Source organism: Pantoea sp. C2G6 (assembly GCF_051336815.1).
Classification (GTDB): domain Bacteria; phylum Pseudomonadota; class Gammaproteobacteria; order Enterobacterales; family Enterobacteriaceae; genus Pantoea.
On the sequence record NZ_JBGMNJ010000003.1, the window covers coordinates 277,577 to 295,872 of the forward strand.

The following is an 18,296-nucleotide window of genomic DNA, read 5'->3' on the forward strand; positions in this document are numbered from 1 at the left end:
TGATACTAACTGGGCGGAATTATTAAGATTGTAATGTCATTTTGCCGGTAATCGCTTTAGCAATCTGGCGGCTGTGATTATAATCAATCACTTTCGGTCACTCGTAGCTAAATATGGTCACTGCTTATTTCCGTTGCTTGATGAGTATTTCAAAATTATTTAACCGACTTCAGGTTCCAGACAGCCCTACTTTTTAGTTAAGCTACTTTTTACACAAAAAGAACCCCAACAAGCGTGCTGGGGTTTGGTACTTGCAAACATCACGTCAATAATCGGCGTGCTGCGCGGCAAAATCTGGGGTGATTCAGGCGACCCGAACGGCACTCATCTGCATCACGCTTTTCATCGCTTCAACCACATCGCCATCCACACAGTGACGGCTGAACTCGTCGGTTTCGGCTTCAGAACACATGGAAACACCCGCTTTGCGGTAGCGCATCGGCGACACCATCAGGCGGCTGGCCGAGCTGTGGACTTCGCGAATGCCCATGTCGAGAAACTTTTGCAGGTTGCTGAGGCGTACGCCGGCACCTGCCATAATAATAGGACCGGTACTCAGTTCATTAAGTTCCCTGAGTAATGCAATTCCGTTTTCAGCACTCTGCTGCTGTCCGGAAGTCAGAATGCGTGCCACCCCCAGATCGGTCAGCTCTTCCAGCGCCCGCGTCGGGCTGTGGCAGAGATCGAAGGCGCGATGGAAGGTCACGTCCATGCCGTCACACAGCGCCATGATTTGCCGCATCTGCCCCCGATGAATGTGAGCGTCCTCATCCAGCATACCGATGACCAGACCGGGAAAACCGAGTTCACGGATCAGCGCAACATCCGATTTCATCGCGTCAAACTCACGACCGGTATAACAAAAATCGCCGCCGCGCGGCCGGACGATAGGATGAACCGGAATCGCGACATCGCGGCGCGCCGCATGCAGCATCCCCGGTGATGGGGTCAGGCCGCCCTCACGCGGTGCGGCACAAAGTTCAACCCGATCGGCACCAGCCTGTTGCGCAGTCACGGCGCAATCCACGCCGTAGCAGCAAATTTCCAGTGTGGTCATTCTCTTCTCCTTTACATGACTCTGGTTCAAGGCAGATTCATCAGTTAGTCTGGCTGCTGGAATGAGTTTACCGGGAAAGTTAACTATGGCATTCAATTTCGACCAACGGATAGACCGTCGTCACAGCGATAGCCTTAAATGGAACAAATATGCGGACCAGGACATTCTGCCGTTGTGGGTGGCAGACAGTGATTTTCGATCGCCGGATTGCGTCATCGAGGCGATTAAAAGGCGCGCCGACCATGGGATTTTTGGCTATGGCGATAAGCCGGTAGAATTTCTTGATAGCGCGGTGGCGTGGCTCGCCTCGCGCTATCAGTGGCACGTTAACCCGGAGTGGATCGTGGTATTGCCCGGCGTGGTGAGCGGGCTGAATCTGGCGGTGCGCGCCTTTACCGCATCCGATGAGTTGACGGTGGCCCCGACGCCGATCTATCCACCGTTTCGTGGTGCGGCAAAGCTGGCCGATCGCGCCCAGCTCAACCTGCCGCTGAAGCTGCAACAGGGACGCTGGCTGCTGGACCTGGCGGCGGCGCAGGGGCAGATGAGCGGTAAAGAGCGGCTGCTGATGCTCTGCAACCCGCAAAACCCGGGCGGGACCGTCTACCGCCGCGAGGAGTTGCAGGCGCAGCTGGAATTTGCCCAACAGCATGATCTGATCGTCTGTTCAGACGAGATCCACAGCGACCTGGTGCTGGAACCCGGCGTTCAGCATCTGCCCTTCGCCACCCTGAGCGAAGATGCCGCCCGGCGCAGCATCACCCTGATGTCGCCCTCCAAAACCTTCAACATCGCCGGTCTGGGTGCCTCCATCGCGATCATTCCTGATGAAAAACTGCGCGCCCGCTTTAACCAGTTCCGCCGCGGCATCGTGCCGGATGTGGATATTCTGGCGCTGACCGCGGCCGCGGCCGCCTGGCGTGAAGGGGAAGCCTGGCTGAAGGCGCAGAATGATTATCTGCGCAGCAATCGTGACTGGCTGGTCTCTCAGGTCAACACCATGGCGGGACTCTCAGTGGTTGCCCCGGAAGCGACCTATCTGGCCTGGATCGATGCCAGCGCGCTGGGTGTGGCCAGCCCGGCGCTCTATTTTGAAAAGCATGGGCTGGGGTTAACCGCTGGTCGTGACTTTGGCAATGACCAGTTTGTGCGGCTCAATTTTGGCTGTACCCGGGCGCTGCTGGACGAAGCGGTGGCGCGCCTGAGGCGCGCGGTGGCCGCCCGCCCTTAGCCCTGCTCGCTGGCGACAATCTCCTCCAGTCGCCACGGGTGAAACTTAATGGTGGTCTGCCCATCCGTCACCGCCAGGGTCGGATTGGGCAGCCGCTCATTCTCGCCCTGCGGGGAGCTGGTTTTAAATGAGATGCCTGGCTGAGTCAGCGCCTCATCGGACAGCAACGCCATAGCCCGCCTCCCCAGCGTCTCAGGATCGCCGCGTAACACCACTTCCACATGCTCCCAGCCCTCGTGACGGTAACGCTTTTCACCCGGCCACGGCAGTTCAATCACATCGAGATCCCAGCCCGCCAGCGATAAGGGCTGATGCAGTTTAAACAGGCAAATCGGTCGTCCATTGATCATCGCCTCGGAAAAACAGGTGCCGATCTGCCCCAGCCCCTGCTGCCAGCGCGCAGCGGTGGTCTCCTGGTGGCAGCGCACGGCAATATGGTCCACCTCCAGGTCGTTAAGACGCAAACCGAGTCGCTGTGCAAAATCCTGTAACGATTGTTCAAACCGCGTTAAATCTCTCTTCAAATCATCCAGTTCTGCTGGAAAAGCTCTGCTCACAACCGTCAATCTCCCGATTTAGTTTAAATTTCTGAAAACGCAACGCCGCAGCCGGTGCTGAGCGGCGCCATGAAATGATCAGATTCATCTTATTTAGCCAATAATTTAACGTAAAACCTTATAAGAACCGCTTTCAATTCGGATTAATCCCCTGTTTAGGGCCATGAGTTCCTTGACAAAAACACATTAACATCATGATTTAAATGACGTTCTTTAATACAATGAGATAACTCTCATTTGCCCGCCAAACAATTGCAGCCCTTCCCGGCTTCCTATAAATTTGACCTAACACAACCAAAAGGAATGGCTCTATGTCTATGCTCATCGTTGTCGCTGTCCTGATCGCACTGATGGGATTTGCAATTTCCCGCCATTGGAAGGTGCGTGAAGATAAAAGCGTCAAGAATCCTCGCCGTCACCTGCGACGTCGTTAACGCGGCAGGGAAACATCTTCGGCTCTGTTTCCCCGCTTCATCCAACTGCTGACGCCCACTGACATTTCACGTATACTTTTCCCCTCATTTTTTTCCGTTTTGTCTGCCTCATCCGTTTCTGCCCATCCGTTGCGCGATGCTGCCAGGCAAGATGATGACAGCCCAGACCAGCAGGTTCGGGCGTTGCTCAGCACATGAAGGTAACTCGGTGAATATTCAGGCTCTTCTTTCCGCAAAAGTCAGTCAGGCAATGGTTTTAGCCGGCGCGCCCGCCGATTGCGAACCCCAGGTTCGTCAGTCCGCCAGGGTTCAGTTTGGTGACTATCAGGCCAACGGTATTATGGCCGTGGCGAAAAAGCTGGGGCAAGCCCCGCGACAATTAGCGGAAGCGGTGATCCAGCATCTCGACCTGAACGGCATCGCCAGCAAAGTAGAAATCGCCGGACCGGGCTTTATCAACATCTTTCTTGATCATCAGTGGCTGGCCACCCATGCCCGCGAAGCGCTGAGTCTGCCGCGTCTCGGCGTGCAGCTGGCCGAGCCACAGACTATCGTGGTCGACTACTCTGCGCCAAACGTGGCCAAAGAGATGCACGTGGGCCACGTCCGCTCCACCATCATTGGTGATGCCGCCGTACGTACGCTGGAGTTTCTCGGCCATAAGGTGATCCGTGCGAACCACGTCGGTGACTGGGGTACGCAGTTCGGGATGCTGATCGCCTTTCTGGAAAAGCAGCAGAATGAAGATCACGCCGAGATGGCGCTGGCCGATCTCGAAGGTTTCTACCGTGAAGCCAAGCGCACCTATGATGAAGATCCTGAGTTTGCCGAGCGCGCGCGCGGCTACGTGGTGAAGCTCCAGGGTGGCGACGACTATTGCCGCCAGATGTGGAAAAAGCTGGTCGACATCACCATGAGTCAGAACCAGAAAATCTATGACCGCATGAACGTGACCCTGACGCGCGATGATGTGATGGGCGAAAGCCTCTACAACGACATGCTGCCCGGCATCGTGGCCGATCTGAAACAGAAAGGGCTGGCAGTTGAAAGCGAAGGCGCGACCGTGGTGTTCCTGGATGAGTTCCAGAACAAAGAAGGTGAGCCGATGGGCGTGATCATCCAGAAAAAGGATGGCGGCTACCTCTACACCACTACCGATATTGCCTGCGCCAAATATCGTTATGAAACCCTGAAAGCCGATCGTGTGCTCTATTACATCGACTCCCGTCAGCATCAGCATCTGGTGCAGGCCTGGACCATTGTCCGCAAAGCGGGTTATGTGCCGGAATCGGTGCCGCTGGAACACCACGCTTTCGGCATGATGCTTGGCAAAGATGGTCGTCCGTTTAAAACCCGCAGCGGTGGCACCATTAAACTCGCCGATCTGCTGGATGAAGCCTATCAGCGCGCCTATACCCTGGTGCGTGAGAAGAACCCGGAGATGAGCGAAGCGGAAGTGAAAACGCTGGCGGAAGTGGTTGGCATCAGCGCGGTGAAATATGCCGATCTGTCGAAAAGCCGCACCACCGACTACATCTTCGACTGGGACAACATGCTGGCGTTTGAAGGTAACACCGCGCCCTACATGCAGTACGCCTATACCCGCGTGCTGTCGGTGTTCCGCAAGGCGCGCATCGAGGCCGACGCGCTGGATGCGGAGATCGTTATCACTGAAGAGCGTGAAGCGCAGCTGGCGACCCGTCTGTTGCAGTTTGAAGAGGTGATTACCCAGGTCGCACGCGACGGAACACCGCATGTGATGTGCGCCTACCTCTACGATCTGGCTGGCCTGTTCTCCGGTTTCTACGAGCACTGCCCGATCCTCAGCGCGGAATCGGAAGTGACGCGCCTGAGCCGTCTGCAACTGGCGGCGCTGACCGCGAAAACGCTGAAACAGGGTCTGGATACGCTGGGCATCGCCACCGTCGAGCGCATGTAAGCTGACCGCACGCCCTGCCGGGGTAACGGAGAGGAGTCTTTCCTCTCCGTTACCCACCCTCCCGATCTGGTCCTCCTCTGATCCACGCAACGCTGAAGCGGCCCTATGAGCACAACAGCAGATTTAATCAGTCACCACCTTCCCTCTGTCAGGCAGCTGCAATGCTTTCTGGCGGTGGCGCACGAGCTTAATTTCCGTCGCGCGGCGGATCGCCTCAGCATGACCCAGCCGCCGCTGACCCGCCAGATCCAGAGCCTGGAAGAGCTGCTCGGACAGCCTCTGTTTGTCCGCAGCACCCATGCGGTGACGCTCACCGATTCAGGTCAGGCGCTGGTGGCCAAAGCGGAAAGCATTCTCAGTGCACTCAGCGCGCTAAAGCAGGAGGCTCAGCCGAGTGAGACCCGGCTGCGCATCGGGCTGACCCGCACCCTCAATTTCGAATTGATCGCACCGCTCTGCCAGCAGCTGACCCGGCTAAAGGCCCGGGATGAGATTGAGATGCCGAGCCTGACCTCGGCTCAGCTGCTCCAGAGCCTGGCTAAACAGAGCCTCGATCTGATCCTGACCGGTGAAAAAGGCGCCGAACCGCAGAATGGCTTCCGTTACCAGCGGGTCTGCCGTGAACCCTTGCTGGTAGCGCTGCCCTCGCACCATCCCGCCGCCCGGCAGCGGCAGGTATCGCTGGAAGCGCTGGCTGACCTGCCGCTGTTCTGGTTTGCCCGCAGTGCCAATCCACTGTTTTATGACAAGTGTGAGCGCTACTTCACCAGGCTCAGCGTCGCGCTGAAGCGGGTGAAAGAGCCGGAGGATTCCCTGCTGATGCTGTCGCACATCGCCAGAGGCAAAGGATTCGCCCTGATGCCGCGCTCTAAATGTACCTTTACTCAGCCGGACCTCTGCTACCGGCCACTGACCCCGCAGGCCGCACAGCAGCTGCATATTGATGTCTACGCGGTGATCCGCGGCGATGAGCAGCGCCAGAGGGTGCTGGCGGCGCAGCGGCTGCTGTGTCAGCAGACCAGCGACGAACCCGCTTCGGAGTAGTCGGGTCTGCTGCTGATACCTTTTTGGCATAACGAAAACGGCAATTCATTGCGGCCTGCCGGAGTGAAACAATCGCTTCTCACCCATCAGGAGCGGAATCAATGCAAAAGCGAACGTTAAGTCAGGATCTTGAGGTCAGCGCACTGGGCTACGGCGCCATGGGACTCAGCGAGTTTTATGGTCAGACCGATGACAAGCAATCACTGCAACTGCTGCATAAGCTGATCGATGCCGGGATCACCTTTATCGACACCGCCGACCTCTATGGGCGCGGGCACAATGAGCAGCTGATCGGGCGGTTTCTGGCCAGCCTGGCCCCGTCAACCCGGGCAACATTTACCGTCGCCACCAAGTGCGGCATTGAGCGTCCGGCGGAAGAAGCCTACGCCCGCACCATCAACAACCAGCCTGATTACATCACCCGCTGCTGCGAAGCCTCACTGAAACGGCTGGGCGTTGAGCGCATCGATCTCTTTTATCTGCATCGCATCAGCCCGGCCACGCCGGTTGAGGAGAGCATGAGCACTCTCAGTCGTCTGGTGCAGCAGGGCAAGATTGCGCACATCGGGCTGTGCGAAGCTTCGGCCACCACGCTTCAGCGGGCGCAGGCGATACATCCACTGGCCGCTCTGCAAACAGAGTATTCGCTCTGGACCCGCGATATTGAGGATGAGATTCTGCCCGCGGTGAAAGCGCTCGGCATCGGTCTGGTGCCCTATTCGCCGCTGGGCAGAGGCTTTCTGACCGGCAAGTACCGCCACAACAGTGAGTTTGCCGGGGATGATTTTCGTAAACATAACGAACGTTTTCAGCAGGCCAATCTCGATCACAATCTGCAACTGCTCAATGCGATCGCTCCGCTGGCCGAAAAGTATCACGCCACCACCGGCCAGATTGCGCTGGCCTGGCTGCTGACGCAGTATGAAAAAATCGTGCCGATTCCCGGGACAAAACAGATCGCCTATCTCACTGAGAATGCGCAGGCCGCTGAGATTGTGCTGGACGCTGCGGATATTACCCTGCTGAACGGCGTGCATCAGCAGATCGGCGTGCAGGGCGGGCGCTACTCTGAAGAGGGTATGAAAGGGGTGAACGCCTGATCCCTGCCCTTTCTGCGGCTTCTCCTCTGCCCTGAGCTGTTGCGACAGCCGCTGAACCTGCGGCTGCCGGACAGCTTACCCCAGAAAAACGCCCTTGCGCACTGTGCAGCGGTGCAATAAACTACATTCAGTGTGACACAGGAATGTAGTGACCTCTATCTGGATGTCCACAGTGACAGAGCGCAGAAGTAAAGCGTGAAAAGCACACCTCCCAGAGCAGCGCCGGAACGGTGACGAATGAAATTGAGTCTGTCAGACAGTAAGAGAACAACACTATGACCCAGGCGACCCGTAAGCCGACCCCTGTCGGCGATATATTGCTTTACGAATATCTGGAGCCTACCGGGCTGAAGATCATCGACTTAGCGGAAATGCTGAAGGTACACCGCAACACCGTCAGCGCACTGGTTAACAATAACCGTAAGCTGACGCCCGATATGGCGTTCAGGCTGGCCGCTGTATTTGAAACCAGCGTAGAGTTCTGGCTGAATCTGCAAAACAGCGTCGACATCTGGGAGGTGATGCATGATACCCGGGCACAGCAGGAGATCAGCCGCGTCACGCCGCTGAACGATTTTCTGGCGCAGAGAGCGGGTCAGGTAGTGTAAGCGCTGACGCTGACCGGCTCCCCTGAGGAACGGTCAGCCGATGCGGTTAACAGGTTCAGCGAGCCAGTGGCTACTGATAATTCACCATCACTTCACTGCTCACCACCCGTAACCCAGGCGGCAGCGCCCCGCTGCCGGCAAAACCAAACACCATGTGCAGCGGTTCTGCGGCGTTCAGGTGCGCCAGCCCGCGCGTGGTGCCGCTGGCCCCTTCCAGTGAAGTGCAGCGCTGCACGCCACACAGCCGCACCTCCAGCCCCGCCGGAGCGGGTCTGCTCAGCTGATAACGCCAACTGACCACATTGACTTCACCGCTGACGTCGGCGGGTGGCGTCAGCGGCTGTGCGCGCTGCCAGCTGCCCCGGTTCGCCAGCAGCGGTCCGTTGGCACTGGCGCTCCACGCGCCCCCCGCCGCCTGTGCCAGCAACGGCAGCGTCCAGACTACAGCCCAGAGCCAGCGCATTACTTGCCTCCGATGGTGGCGGTCATCCGAATCTGGCGATTGTCGCTCAGTTCCAGATTGGAGAGCACCACCAGCTGCGGCAGGTTGCGGCGCAGGAATCGCGCCAGCAGCGCACGCAACGGATGATTGACCAGCAGCACCGGCGGCGCACCCAGCATCTCCTGACGCTGCAACGCATCCTGCGCCTGGCTCAACAACCGGTCGGCCAGACCCGGCTCCAGTCCACCACCGCCCTGCAACGCCTGAAGCAGCAACCGCTCCAGCGTGGAATCCAGGCCAATCACCTGCACTTCGTCGTTGCCGGGGAACCACTGCTGGGTAATCGCGCGACCCAGCGCCACCCGCACCACGCTGGTCAGCTCCTGCGGATCGCTCTGCACCGGCGCATGTTCCGCCAGCGTTTCAATAATGGTGCGCATATCGCGAATCGAGACCCGCTCCACCAGCAGGTTTTGCAGCACTTTGTGCAGGGTGGTCAGGGTGATGACGCCGGGCACCAGATCTTCGGTCAGCTTCGGCATCTCCTGGGTGACGCGATCCAGCAGCTGCTGCGCCTCCTGACGACCAAACAGCTCGCTGGCGTACTGGCCGATCAGGTGATTAAGGTGGGTCGCCACCACGGTACTGGCCTCCACCACGGTAAAGCCCTGAATCTGCGCCTGCTCTTTCAGCGCGCTGTCGATCCAGACCGCCGCCAGCCCAAAGGCGGGATCGACCGTCGCTTCTCCCGGCAGGCTGCCGGCGGCGGTGCCTGGGTTGATCGCCATCCAGCGCCCCGGATAGGCGTCGCCGCTGCCAATCTCGACCCCTTTCATCAGAATGCGATAGCGCGCCGGGGGCAGTTCCATGTTGTCGCGGATATGCACCACCGGCGGCAGGAAGCCGACATCCTGCGCCACTTTCTTACGGATACTGCGGATACGGCCCAGCAGCTCGCCATTTTGCTGATGATCGACCATCGGAATCAGGCGATAGCCCACTTCCATGCCCAGCGTATCTTCCAGCTGCACATCGGTCCACGACGCTTCGGTGGTGGCTGGCGTCTCGGGCGTTTTGCTGATGCTGCCCGCGGCTTCCACCTTTTTCTTTGGCTGCATCTCGCGGCCGCGCAGCCACCAGGCCAGGCCGAGTAAGGCGGCGGTGAACAGCAGGAACACGAAGTTCGGCATGCCTGGCACCATCCCCAGCAGGCCAATCACCCCGGCGCTGAGCATCAGCACGCGCGGATCTTTAAACAGCTGGGTGACCATCTGCTCACCCACATCCTGATCGGTGGCGACGCGCGTCACGATGACACCGGCCGCGGTGGAGATCACCAGCGCCGGGATCTGCGCCACCAGACCATCACCGATGGTCAGCAGGGTGTACGTTTCCGCCGCCTGACCCGCGCCCATACCGTGCTGCACCACACCCACCAGCAGGCCGCCGATGACGTTGATCACCATAATCATGATACCGGCGATGGCGTCACCACGAACGAACTTACTGGCACCGTCCATTGAACCGTAGAAGTCCGCTTCCTGGGTCACTTCGGCGCGACGGCGTTTCGCTTCATCCTCACCGATTAAACCGGCGTTGAGGTCGGCATCGATCGCCATCTGCTTGCCGGGCATCCCGTCCAGCACAAAGCGCGCGCCCACTTCGGCGATACGGCCAGCACCCTTGGTGATGACCATAAAGTTGATGATCACCAGGATGATAAACACCACGATACCGATGGCGAAGTTACCGCCCACCAGGAAGTGGCCGAAGGCTTCAACCACCTGCCCCGCCGCGGCCGCACCGGTATGGCCTTCCATCAGGATGATACGGGTTGAGGCGACGTTCAGCGCCAGACGCAGCAGCGTCGAGAACAGCAGAATGGTCGGGAATGCCGCAAACTCCAGGGTGCGCTGGGTGAACATCGCCACCAGCAGCACCATGATCGACAGCGCAATATTGAAGGTAAACAGCAGATCGAGGATGAACGGCGGCAACGGCAGCACCATCATCGACAGGATCAGCAGGATCAGGACCGGACCGGCCAGCACCTGCCACTGCATATCTTTAAAGTTGCCCGGTAAACGTAGTTTTGCGGCCAGGTTGTTAGCCATCGTTTTTGCTCTCTCCTGCAAAGTCCATCTCTGCCGGGACCGGCAGGTTTTTCGGTTTGGCTGGGATCAGGCCGCCTTCGCGCTTCCAGCGACGCGACTGCCAGACCCACGCCAGCACTTCGGCCACGGCGGCATAGAGCGCGCCGGGAATGTGCTGACCAATTTCCGTGTGTCGGTATAACGCACGCGCCAGCGGCGGTGCCTCCAGAACCGGAATACGATGCTCCGCCCCCAGTTCACGAATTCTCAGGGCGATTTCACCCGCCCCTTTCGCCACCACCTTCGGTGCGCTCATCTTCTTCTCGTTATATTGCAGCGCCACCGAGTAGTGAGTCGGGTTGGTGACGATCACATCCGCTTTCGGCACATCGGCCATCATCCGGCGGCGGGCCGCGGCACGCATCTGCTGACGGATGCGCCCTTTCACGTGCGGGTCGCCCTCCTGCTGCTTATGCTCGTCGCGGATCTCCTGCATCGACATCTTCAGCTTTTTGAAGTGGCTGTAGAGCTGCCAGAAGACGTCATAGCCGACCATCGGGATCAGCCCGAGCATCACCAGCGAACAGCAGATGGCGATCATCTCCATGCCGTGGATCAGCGCGGTGACCGGCGCCTCGCTGATCAGCCGCAGCATCTCGGGCCAGTGGCTCCAGATGTACCACCAGCCGACCGCGCCCACCAGAATGGTCTTGAGAATGCCTTTGAACAGCTCCGTCCAGGCCTGGGCGGCGAACATCCGCTTGAACCCGGCCATCGGACTCAGCTTTTTTAGGTCGAATTTGATCGATTTACCGCTGAAGACGATCCCGCCGAGCAGCATGGGCGCGGCAATGGCGACCAGCACCAGCCCGCCCATCAGCGGTAACAGCGCCATCAGCGCCTGGGTGATCAGACTGCCGATATGGCCGACGATCATCTTGTCGTCGTTCACCATGCCGTGATCAAAGCGCAAGCCGGTGGCGACCATCGCGGCCAGCCGGTGCGCCATAATGTTGCCGCCTATCCAGAGGATCATAATGCCCGCCAGCAGCATCAGCACCGAGGTCAGCTCGCGTGATCGGGGGATCTGCCCCTCTTCACGCGCTTTTTCAAGTCGGTGCGCCGTGGGCGATTCTGTTTTGTCCTCGTCGCTCTCTTCAGCCACGACAAACCTCGGTTGGCAGGAATTCTGAGCATAGGATGCCAAATCTGGCGAGGGTTAAAGGGCAGATAAGATGGGAAAAACAGGCGTTCTTTCGCGGATGAGTTTGAGAATGCAGAACGGGACCACCGGCTGGTGGTCCCATTTTTAAGCCTCTGCTGCCATTTCATCAGCCAGGCGGCTGACGAAACCGGGTTAAAACCCTAAGCTGTCCAGCAGGTCATCAACCTGATCCTGGTTGGCGACCACGCCCGGTGCATCGGCGTGGATCTGCGGACCATTCAGCAGGCTGGCGCCCTCCTGACGCTTCTCGGCGCTGACTTCTGGCATGTTCTCCAGCAGCACCATCAGCAGCTGGCGTTCAATCTCCTGAATCACATCCATCATGCGCTTGATGACCTGACCGGTGAGGTCCTGGAAATCCTGCGCCATCATGATTTCAAGCAGCTGCTTGTTGGTAAAGGAGGTATGTTCAGGCACGGCACTGAGGAATTCGCGCGTATCCGTCACCAACTCCCGCGCATCGCCCAGTTCAATGGGATTCTCAAACCACTGATCCCAACGCCCTTTCAGCTGGGTTGCCCCGGCTTCCATTTTATCCTGATGCGGTTGTGCCGCTTCAACACAGTTCAACGCACGGTCGGCCGCCTGGGCCGTCATCTGCACCACATAATCCAGACGATCGCGGGCATCGGGGATGGCTTCGGCCGCATCGGCAATGGCTTTGTCCAGCCCCAGCTCGCGCAGACTGTCACGCAGCATGCGCGTCAGAGAGCCAATGCGAGCAATGATGTCGTGTGCCGAGGCATCCATAGTTGGTTTCGGAAAGTCGCTCATCACATCTCCTTACATGCCCAGTTTTTCGAAAATTTTGCCCAGCTTCTCTTCCAGCGTCGCCGCGGTAAATGGCTTGACCACATACCCGCTGGCACCGGCCTGAGCAGCGGCGATAATGTTCTCTTTCTTCGCTTCCGCCGTAACCATCAATACCGGCAGGCTGTTCATCGCAGCATCAGCCCGGATGGTCTGCAACAGTTGCAGGCCATCCATGTTTGGCATGTTCCAGTCGGAAATGACGAAGTCGAAACCACCGGCTTTCAGCTTAGCGAGCGCGTCAACCCCATCTTCTGCTTCTTCTACGTTATTGAAGCCCAGCTCTTTCAGCAGGTTACGCACAATACGACGCATTGTATTGAAGTCGTCTACCACCAAAAAGCGCATGTTTTTATCAGCCATATCTACTCCTGAGTTGTCTCGCCCGGCAGGACGGGCCTGTTAAATACGCAATGCCTGTCCGGCGCTAATTTTCGCCAGCATGTGCTGGCTGATGTTGCTTAAATCCACGACTTCGCTCACGCCGCCGGTGGCAATCGCCTCACGCGGCATCCCAAATACCACACAGCTGGCTTCGTTCTGGGCGATAGTCCAGGCACCCGCCCGGTGCATTTCCAGCATCCCGGCCGCGCCATCGTTGCCCATTCCGGTGAGGATCACCCCCACCGCATTTCGTCCCGCATTGACGGCCACCGACCTGAACAGCACATCCACCGAGGGTTTGTGCCGGTTAACCGGTGGTCCTTCATTCAGTTTCACCACATAGTTAGCGCCGCTGCGTCCCAGCTCCATGTGCATCGCGCCCGGCGCGATATAGGCGTGCCCCGGCAGAATGCGCTCACCATCTTCCGCCTCTTTCACCGTGATCTGACACAGCTTGTTGAGACGCTCGGCAAAGGAGCGGGTAAAACCGGGCGGCATATGCTGAGTAATCAGCAGCGCCGGGCTGGTGGCCGGGAGCGGTTGCAGCACATGGCGAATCGCCTCGGTGCCGCCGGTGGAGGAGCCAATCGCAATCAGCTTCTCACTACTCAGCAGCGGACCCGCCTTCAGCGCCACCGGGGCCGGCATCGCCGCACGGTTGTGCAGGCGGGCGCGGGCGGCGGCGCGGATTTTGTCGCCAATCATCTGGCTGTAAGCCAGCATCCCTTCACGAATACCGAGCTGAGGTTTGGTGACGAAGTCCACCGCGCCCAGCTCCAGCGCCCGCAGGGTAATTTCTGAGCCTTTTCCGGTCAGCGAGGAGACCATCACCACCGGCATCGGCCGTAAACGCATCAGTTTTTCCAGGAAATCGAGGCCATCCATGCGCGGCATTTCCACATCCAGCGTCAGCACCTGTGGATTGAACTGTTTGATCAGGTCACGGGCGACCAGCGGATCGGGCGCGGTGGCGACCATCTCCATATCAGGATGGCTGTTGATGATTTCCGTCATCAGTTGCCGCATCAGCGCAGAATCATCCACGCACATCACGGTAATTTTGCTCATCATCTTTCCTTCGTCAGTCCATAGACGGTTTGCCCGCGCAGCCAGAACTCTTTGCTGATCTGGCTGAAGTTTTCCGAGTGACCGGCGAACAGAATGCCGCCCGGCTTCAGCAGCGGAACAAACCGACGCAGAATCTTCTCCTGCGTCTCTTTATCGAAATAGATCATCACATTGCGGCAGAAAATGGCGTCAAACTGCCCCGGCAGCGCCCAGTCGTTGGCCAGCAGGTTGAGCTGCGCGTAACTGACCATACTGGCCAGCTCGGGACGCACCCTCACCATACCGGCGTGCGGGCCGGTGCCGCGCAGGAAGAAGCGTTGCAGTTGCGCCGGTGACAGCGTGCGCAGCTCCTCCTGGCGATAAACCCCCGCTACCGCCTTTTCCAGTACCTGGGTATCAATATCGCTGGCGTGGACATGGAATTTCCCCGGTCCGGTGCCCAGCGTTTCAGCCAGCGTCATCGCGATGGAGTAAGGTTCTTCACCGGTTGAGGCGGCGGTGCTCCAGACGCTGAAGTTGCCCTGCCGCTTGCGCGCATGTTCCGCCAGAATCGGAAAGTGATGTGCCTCGCGAAAAAACGCCGTCAGGTTGGTGGTCAGGGCGTTGATAAACGCCTGCCACTCCGCACTGTTCGGGTCCTGTTCCAGCAGCGCCAGGTAACGACCAAAATCATCGATATTCAGCGTGCGCAGACGACGCACCAGACGGTTGTAAACCATCTCGCGCTTGTGGTCGGCCAGAACGATACCGGCACGCTGATAGATCAGCTGGCTGATACGACGGAAATGCGTATCGGAGAGCGGTAAACGCTGCACCATTTGTGACAACAACGTCGTTGTCTCACTTTGATCTAATATCGTCGATTTCTTCATCATTGCACCTGGTCCGAACTGAATACATTAACGAGCTGCTGCGATGCCCGACGGCGTCATGCCGGTCGGGCTTTCCAGGCGATTAAAAGGTTTCCCAGTTGTCGTCGCTGCGTGCGGCAGCCTGACGACCCACGGCTAGTGTCGCATCCAGCGGGAGAGTTTTTGTCGCCGTTGTCTTGTTAACGGCCTGGGCGACAAATTCTTTACCAATATTGAACACTGAGACCGCCTGTTTTAACTGACTGGCCTGATCTTCCAGCGCCGCAGCCGCTGCCGCCGACTCCTCCACCAGTGAGGCGTTCTGCTGCGTTACCCGATCCATCTCGGTGACGGCCAGGCCCACCTGGTCGATGCCACGGCTCTGTTCGTCTGACGCCGAGGCGATCTCACCCATGATGTCGGTGACGCGGGTGACCGCGCTGACGATGTTGCTCATGGTGTCGCCCGCGCTCTCAACCAGCACCGAGCCGGTATTCACCCGGCTAACCGAATCTTCAATCAGACCTTTGATCTCTTTGGCGGCCTGCGCGCTGCGCTGTGCCAGACTGCGCACTTCGCCCGCTACCACCGCAAAACCGCGACCCTGCTCACCGGCCCGCGCCGCTTCCACCGCGGCGTTGAGCGCCAGGATATTGGTCTGGAAGGCGATGCCGTCGATGACGCTGGTGATGTCGGCAATCTTCTTCGAGCTGCCGGCGATCTCTTTCATGGTGGTGACCACGCCATCCACCACTTTGCCGCCCTGCTGTGCGGTTTCAGAGGCGGTCAGCGCCAGCTTCGACGCCTGACGGGCGTTCTCGGCGTTCTGCTTCACCGTCGCGGTCAGTTGCTCCATGCTGGCGGCGGTCTGCTCCAGCGAGGCCGCCTGCTGCTCGGTACGGGATGAGAGGTCGTTATTCCCGATGGAGATCTCACTGGCGCCGGTGTAGATAGCGTCTGAACCGTCGCGCACGGTACGCACGGTGCGCACCAGCTCCTGCTGCATGTGTTGCAGTGAGGTGAGCAACTCACCAATTTCATTGCGCACCGACACGTCGATAGGCTGTGTCAGATCGCCGCGTGCAATGTGCTGAATATGCTCAATGCTCTGACGCAGCGGCCGGATCAACACCGAACGCATCAGGTTCCACACCAGGATAATCATCAGCAGCGTCACCGCGAGAGTCGCGATCACGATGGTCAGGGAGCGGGTGTAAGCCTGCTGATTGGCATCCACGCCCTGCTGCGCCAGCCGCTGGTTGGCTTCCAGCCAGGCGTCATAATCCTGCTGGAACTTATCCTGATAACTCTGGGTCGGCTGATCGACAAATCCTTTGAAGTTGCCGGTGGAGAAGAAAACCATCAGCTCCGCCAGTGCATCGTGATAGGCCTTATAGTTCGCCTGTAACGCCAGCACGTTCTCTGCGGTTTTGCCCTGCTCCGACAGGTTGGCGTTGAACTTCTCATAGTTCACTTCCGCCTGCTTCAGCTCCTCGCCCGCCAGCGCCACCAGATCTTTCACACTGGCGCCCGATCCCGCCATCTGAGCATCCTGCAAATAGCGAATACCGGCGCGGTTAAGGGTGTTACGCGCCTGAACCAGCGAAACCCATGAGGTGCCCATCGCCTGTTGCAAGGTATTCAGCCGCTGGTTGTAAGCAAAATTCTCTTTATCTGAACTGACGGTGTTAAAAAACATTCCCCCGGAAAACAGCTGTAGTAAGGCAAACAGCACCAGCACGCACAGCAAGCCGGAAACAACTCGTACTCGACTAAACATAAAGACCTCATTGGTTGGCGATTCGCTTCTGTTTATCGGCGCTGAGAGGGGGAACTTTATGCATGGCGGTGGCTTTCGGCCGCCGCCATGGGAAGAAGGGAAAAATCAGGCGCGGGAAATTTTGAAAACGGCAACGGCCTGGGTCAGCGTGCTGGCCTGCTGCTCCAGCGCGGCGGCTGCGGCGGCGGACTCCTCCACCAGCGAGGCGTTCTGCTGGGTGACGCGGTCCATCTCGGTCACCGCCTGACCCACCTGCTCAATCCCGCGGCTCTGTTCATCAGAAGCCGAGGCGATCTCGCCCATAATATCGGTTACGCGGGTGACTGCGCCGACGATCTCGTTCATGGTGCTGCCGGCGCTCTCGACCTGCAAGGAGCCGCTGTTGACGCGGGAGACGGAGTCCTCAATCAGACCTTTGATCTCTTTCGCCGCCTGGGCGCTGCGCTGGGCCAGATTGCGCACTTCTCCGGCCACCACCGCGAAACCGCGACCCTGCTCACCGGCACGCGCCGCTTCCACCGCGGCGTTGAGCGCCAGGATATTGGTCTGGAAAGCAATGCCGTCGATCACGCTGATGATGTCGGCAATCTTCTTCGAACTACCAGCGATCTCTTTCATGGTGCTGACCACGCCATCCACCACTTTACCGCCCTGCTGTGCGGTTTCGGAGGCGGTCAGCGCCAGCTGTGACGCCTGACGCGCATTGTCGGCATTCTGCTTCACCGTCGCGGTCAGCTGCTCCATGCTGGCGGCGGTCTGCTCCAGCGACGCGGCCTGCTCTTCAGTCCGGGCGGAGAGATCGTTATTACCGGCGGCGATTTCGCTCGCACCGGTGAAGATGGCGTCTGAACCGTCACGCACGTTGCCCACGGTCATCACCAGCGACTGCTGCATCTCCTGAATGCCTGCCGCCAGCTGGCTCATCTCGTTACGCCCTTCAACCTCAATCGGCTGGGTTAAGTCACCCGAGGCGATAGCGCGGATCTGCATCAGCAGCTGCTGCAACGGCCGGATCAGTACCTGACGCAGCCCGAACCAGCAAATAAGGATCACCGCGAAGACGGTCGCGGCGACGATACCCAGCAGCCACATCATCTGGGTAAAGGCTTTCTGATTCTGCTCCATGCCCTGATCGGAAAGCGCGGTCTGGCGGGTGCGCCACGTGTCATAGCTGCCCTGCATCGCTACCTGTTTCTGTTCAATGTTCTGCTTAAACATCCCTTCAAGGTCGCGCGCCTGGAGGCTTTTAACCATCGCCTTCAGGCCGTTCTCGTAGTGGCCGTAATCCTCTTCCAGCCGATCGCTCAGCGCCTCTTCCAGACCCGGCGTGGTCGGCAGATGGTAATAGATCTTAAAGTGACGGTCCGCTTCGGCTAACTGGGTCTCCGCTTTTTTCATCAGATCATCAAGCTGGCCGCCATTCATCTGTGAGGCCATGCTGGTCTGAAGTCGCAGCATGGCGCGGTTCAGGGTGGTGCGGCTGTTATTCAGGGCGATATAGGCGTCGGTCATCTCGGTTACGTTGCGATTAGAGATTTGCGACAGCGCAAAGGCGGTTTTATCTTTATTCAGCGCCGACCAGAACAGGCTGCCTGACAGCAACTGGAGCGCGCCAAAAATAACCAGTACCGCGATTAAACTGGTCACCACTTTTATTTTTTTTAACATCATGT

At 58.6% G+C, this 18,296-nt stretch carries 17 protein-coding genes; 6 read left to right on the top strand and 11 right to left on the bottom strand.

From position 1 onward, the window contains the following. Nucleotides 1-304: 304 nt before the first annotated feature. On the bottom strand, nt 305-1,057 hold the full coding sequence (cutC, locus tag ACCW71_RS07230; RefSeq protein WP_436370495.1) for a copper homeostasis protein CutC: 753 nt from the start codon (nt 1,055-1,057) through the stop codon (nt 305-307). Nucleotides 1,058-1,142: 85 nt separating this feature from the next. On the opposite strand from cutC, the gene ACCW71_RS07235 reads away from it, so the two are divergent. Next, complete coding sequence (locus tag ACCW71_RS07235; RefSeq protein WP_436370496.1) at nt 1,143-2,288, top strand: MalY/PatB family protein; 1,146 nt, start codon at nt 1,143-1,145, stop codon at nt 2,286-2,288. On the opposite strand, the gene ACCW71_RS07240 is transcribed toward ACCW71_RS07235, so the two are convergent. Continuing rightward, on the bottom strand, nt 2,285-2,845 hold the full coding sequence (locus ACCW71_RS07240; protein WP_436370497.1) for a VOC family protein: 561 nt from the start codon (nt 2,843-2,845) through the stop codon (nt 2,285-2,287). The genes ACCW71_RS07235 and ACCW71_RS07240 overlap by 4 nt on opposite strands. 311 nt (nt 2,846-3,156) lie before the next feature. Between ACCW71_RS07240 and ACCW71_RS07245 the strand changes: the two genes are divergently transcribed. The 5 genes from ACCW71_RS07245 (at nt 3,157) to ACCW71_RS07265 (ending at nt 7,970) form a co-directional block, all read left to right on the top strand. Beyond that, nucleotides 3,157-3,279 carry a hypothetical protein gene (locus ACCW71_RS07245; RefSeq protein WP_009089698.1) on the top strand — a complete coding sequence of 41 codons (123 nt, stop codon included), beginning with the start codon at nt 3,157-3,159 and terminating at the stop codon, nt 3,277-3,279. 208 nt (nt 3,280-3,487) lie between these two features. Continuing rightward, a complete protein-coding gene (gene argS, locus ACCW71_RS07250) occupies nt 3,488-5,218 on the top strand; it encodes an arginine--tRNA ligase (RefSeq protein WP_436370498.1) in 1,731 nt (576 codons plus the stop codon). Between the two features lie 105 nt (nt 5,219-5,323). Then, nucleotides 5,324-6,262, top strand: a complete 939-nt coding sequence (locus tag ACCW71_RS07255; protein WP_436370499.1) for a LysR family transcriptional regulator — start codon at nt 5,324-5,326, stop codon at nt 6,260-6,262. Nucleotides 6,263-6,363: 101 nt separating this feature from the next. Then, nucleotides 6,364-7,362 carry an aldo/keto reductase gene (locus ACCW71_RS07260; RefSeq protein WP_436370501.1) on the top strand — a complete coding sequence of 333 codons (999 nt, stop codon included), beginning with the start codon at nt 6,364-6,366 and terminating at the stop codon, nt 7,360-7,362. Between the two features lie 275 nt (nt 7,363-7,637). Further along, nucleotides 7,638-7,970, top strand: coding sequence for a HigA family addiction module antitoxin (locus ACCW71_RS07265; protein WP_436370502.1), 333 nt, complete (start codon nt 7,638-7,640; stop codon nt 7,968-7,970). 70 nt (nt 7,971-8,040) lie between these two features. Here the strand turns inward: ACCW71_RS07265 and flhE are convergent, their stop codons facing one another. The 9 genes from flhE to ACCW71_RS07310 all read right to left on the bottom strand — a co-directional run bounded on the left by flhE (nt 8,041) and on the right by ACCW71_RS07310 (nt 18,291). Beyond that, a complete protein-coding gene (gene flhE, locus ACCW71_RS07270) occupies nt 8,041-8,433 on the bottom strand; it encodes a flagellar protein FlhE (protein WP_436370503.1) in 393 nt (130 codons plus the stop codon). Next, entirely contained in the window at nt 8,433-10,526 is a 2,094-nt protein-coding gene (gene flhA / locus ACCW71_RS07275; RefSeq protein WP_436370504.1) for a flagellar biosynthesis protein FlhA, read from the bottom strand. The genes flhE and flhA overlap by 1 nt, the downstream gene beginning before the upstream one ends. After that, complete coding sequence (flhB, locus tag ACCW71_RS07280) at nt 10,519-11,670, bottom strand: flagellar biosynthesis protein FlhB (RefSeq protein ID WP_436370505.1); 1,152 nt, start codon at nt 11,668-11,670, stop codon at nt 10,519-10,521. Before flhB ends, flhA begins: the two co-directional genes overlap by 8 nt. 192 nt (nt 11,671-11,862) lie before the next feature. Beyond that, a complete protein-coding gene (gene cheZ / locus ACCW71_RS07285; protein WP_436370506.1) occupies nt 11,863-12,504 on the bottom strand; it encodes a protein phosphatase CheZ in 642 nt (213 codons plus the stop codon). A gap of 9 nt (nt 12,505-12,513) precedes the next feature. After that, nucleotides 12,514-12,903 (bottom strand): chemotaxis response regulator CheY, encoded by a 390-nt coding sequence (gene cheY, locus ACCW71_RS07290; protein ID WP_436370507.1) that lies wholly within the window; start codon nt 12,901-12,903, stop codon nt 12,514-12,516. Nucleotides 12,904-12,942: 39 nt separating this feature from the next. Continuing rightward, nucleotides 12,943-13,992: a protein-glutamate methylesterase/protein-glutamine glutaminase gene (locus ACCW71_RS07295; protein WP_436370508.1), complete on the bottom strand. Its 1,050-nt coding sequence runs from the start codon at nt 13,990-13,992 to the stop codon at nt 12,943-12,945. Beyond that, nucleotides 13,992-14,864 (bottom strand): protein-glutamate O-methyltransferase CheR, encoded by an 873-nt coding sequence (gene cheR / locus ACCW71_RS07300; protein WP_436370509.1) that lies wholly within the window; start codon nt 14,862-14,864, stop codon nt 13,992-13,994. Before cheR ends, ACCW71_RS07295 begins: the two co-directional genes overlap by 1 nt. Nucleotides 14,865-14,946: 82 nt before the next feature. Continuing rightward, on the bottom strand, nt 14,947-16,623 hold the full coding sequence (locus ACCW71_RS07305) for a methyl-accepting chemotaxis protein (protein WP_436370510.1): 1,677 nt from the start codon (nt 16,621-16,623) through the stop codon (nt 14,947-14,949). Between the two features lie 105 nt (nt 16,624-16,728). After that, a complete protein-coding gene (locus tag ACCW71_RS07310) occupies nt 16,729-18,291 on the bottom strand; it encodes a methyl-accepting chemotaxis protein (RefSeq protein ID WP_436370511.1) in 1,563 nt (520 codons plus the stop codon). Nucleotides 18,292-18,296 lie beyond the last annotated feature (5 nt).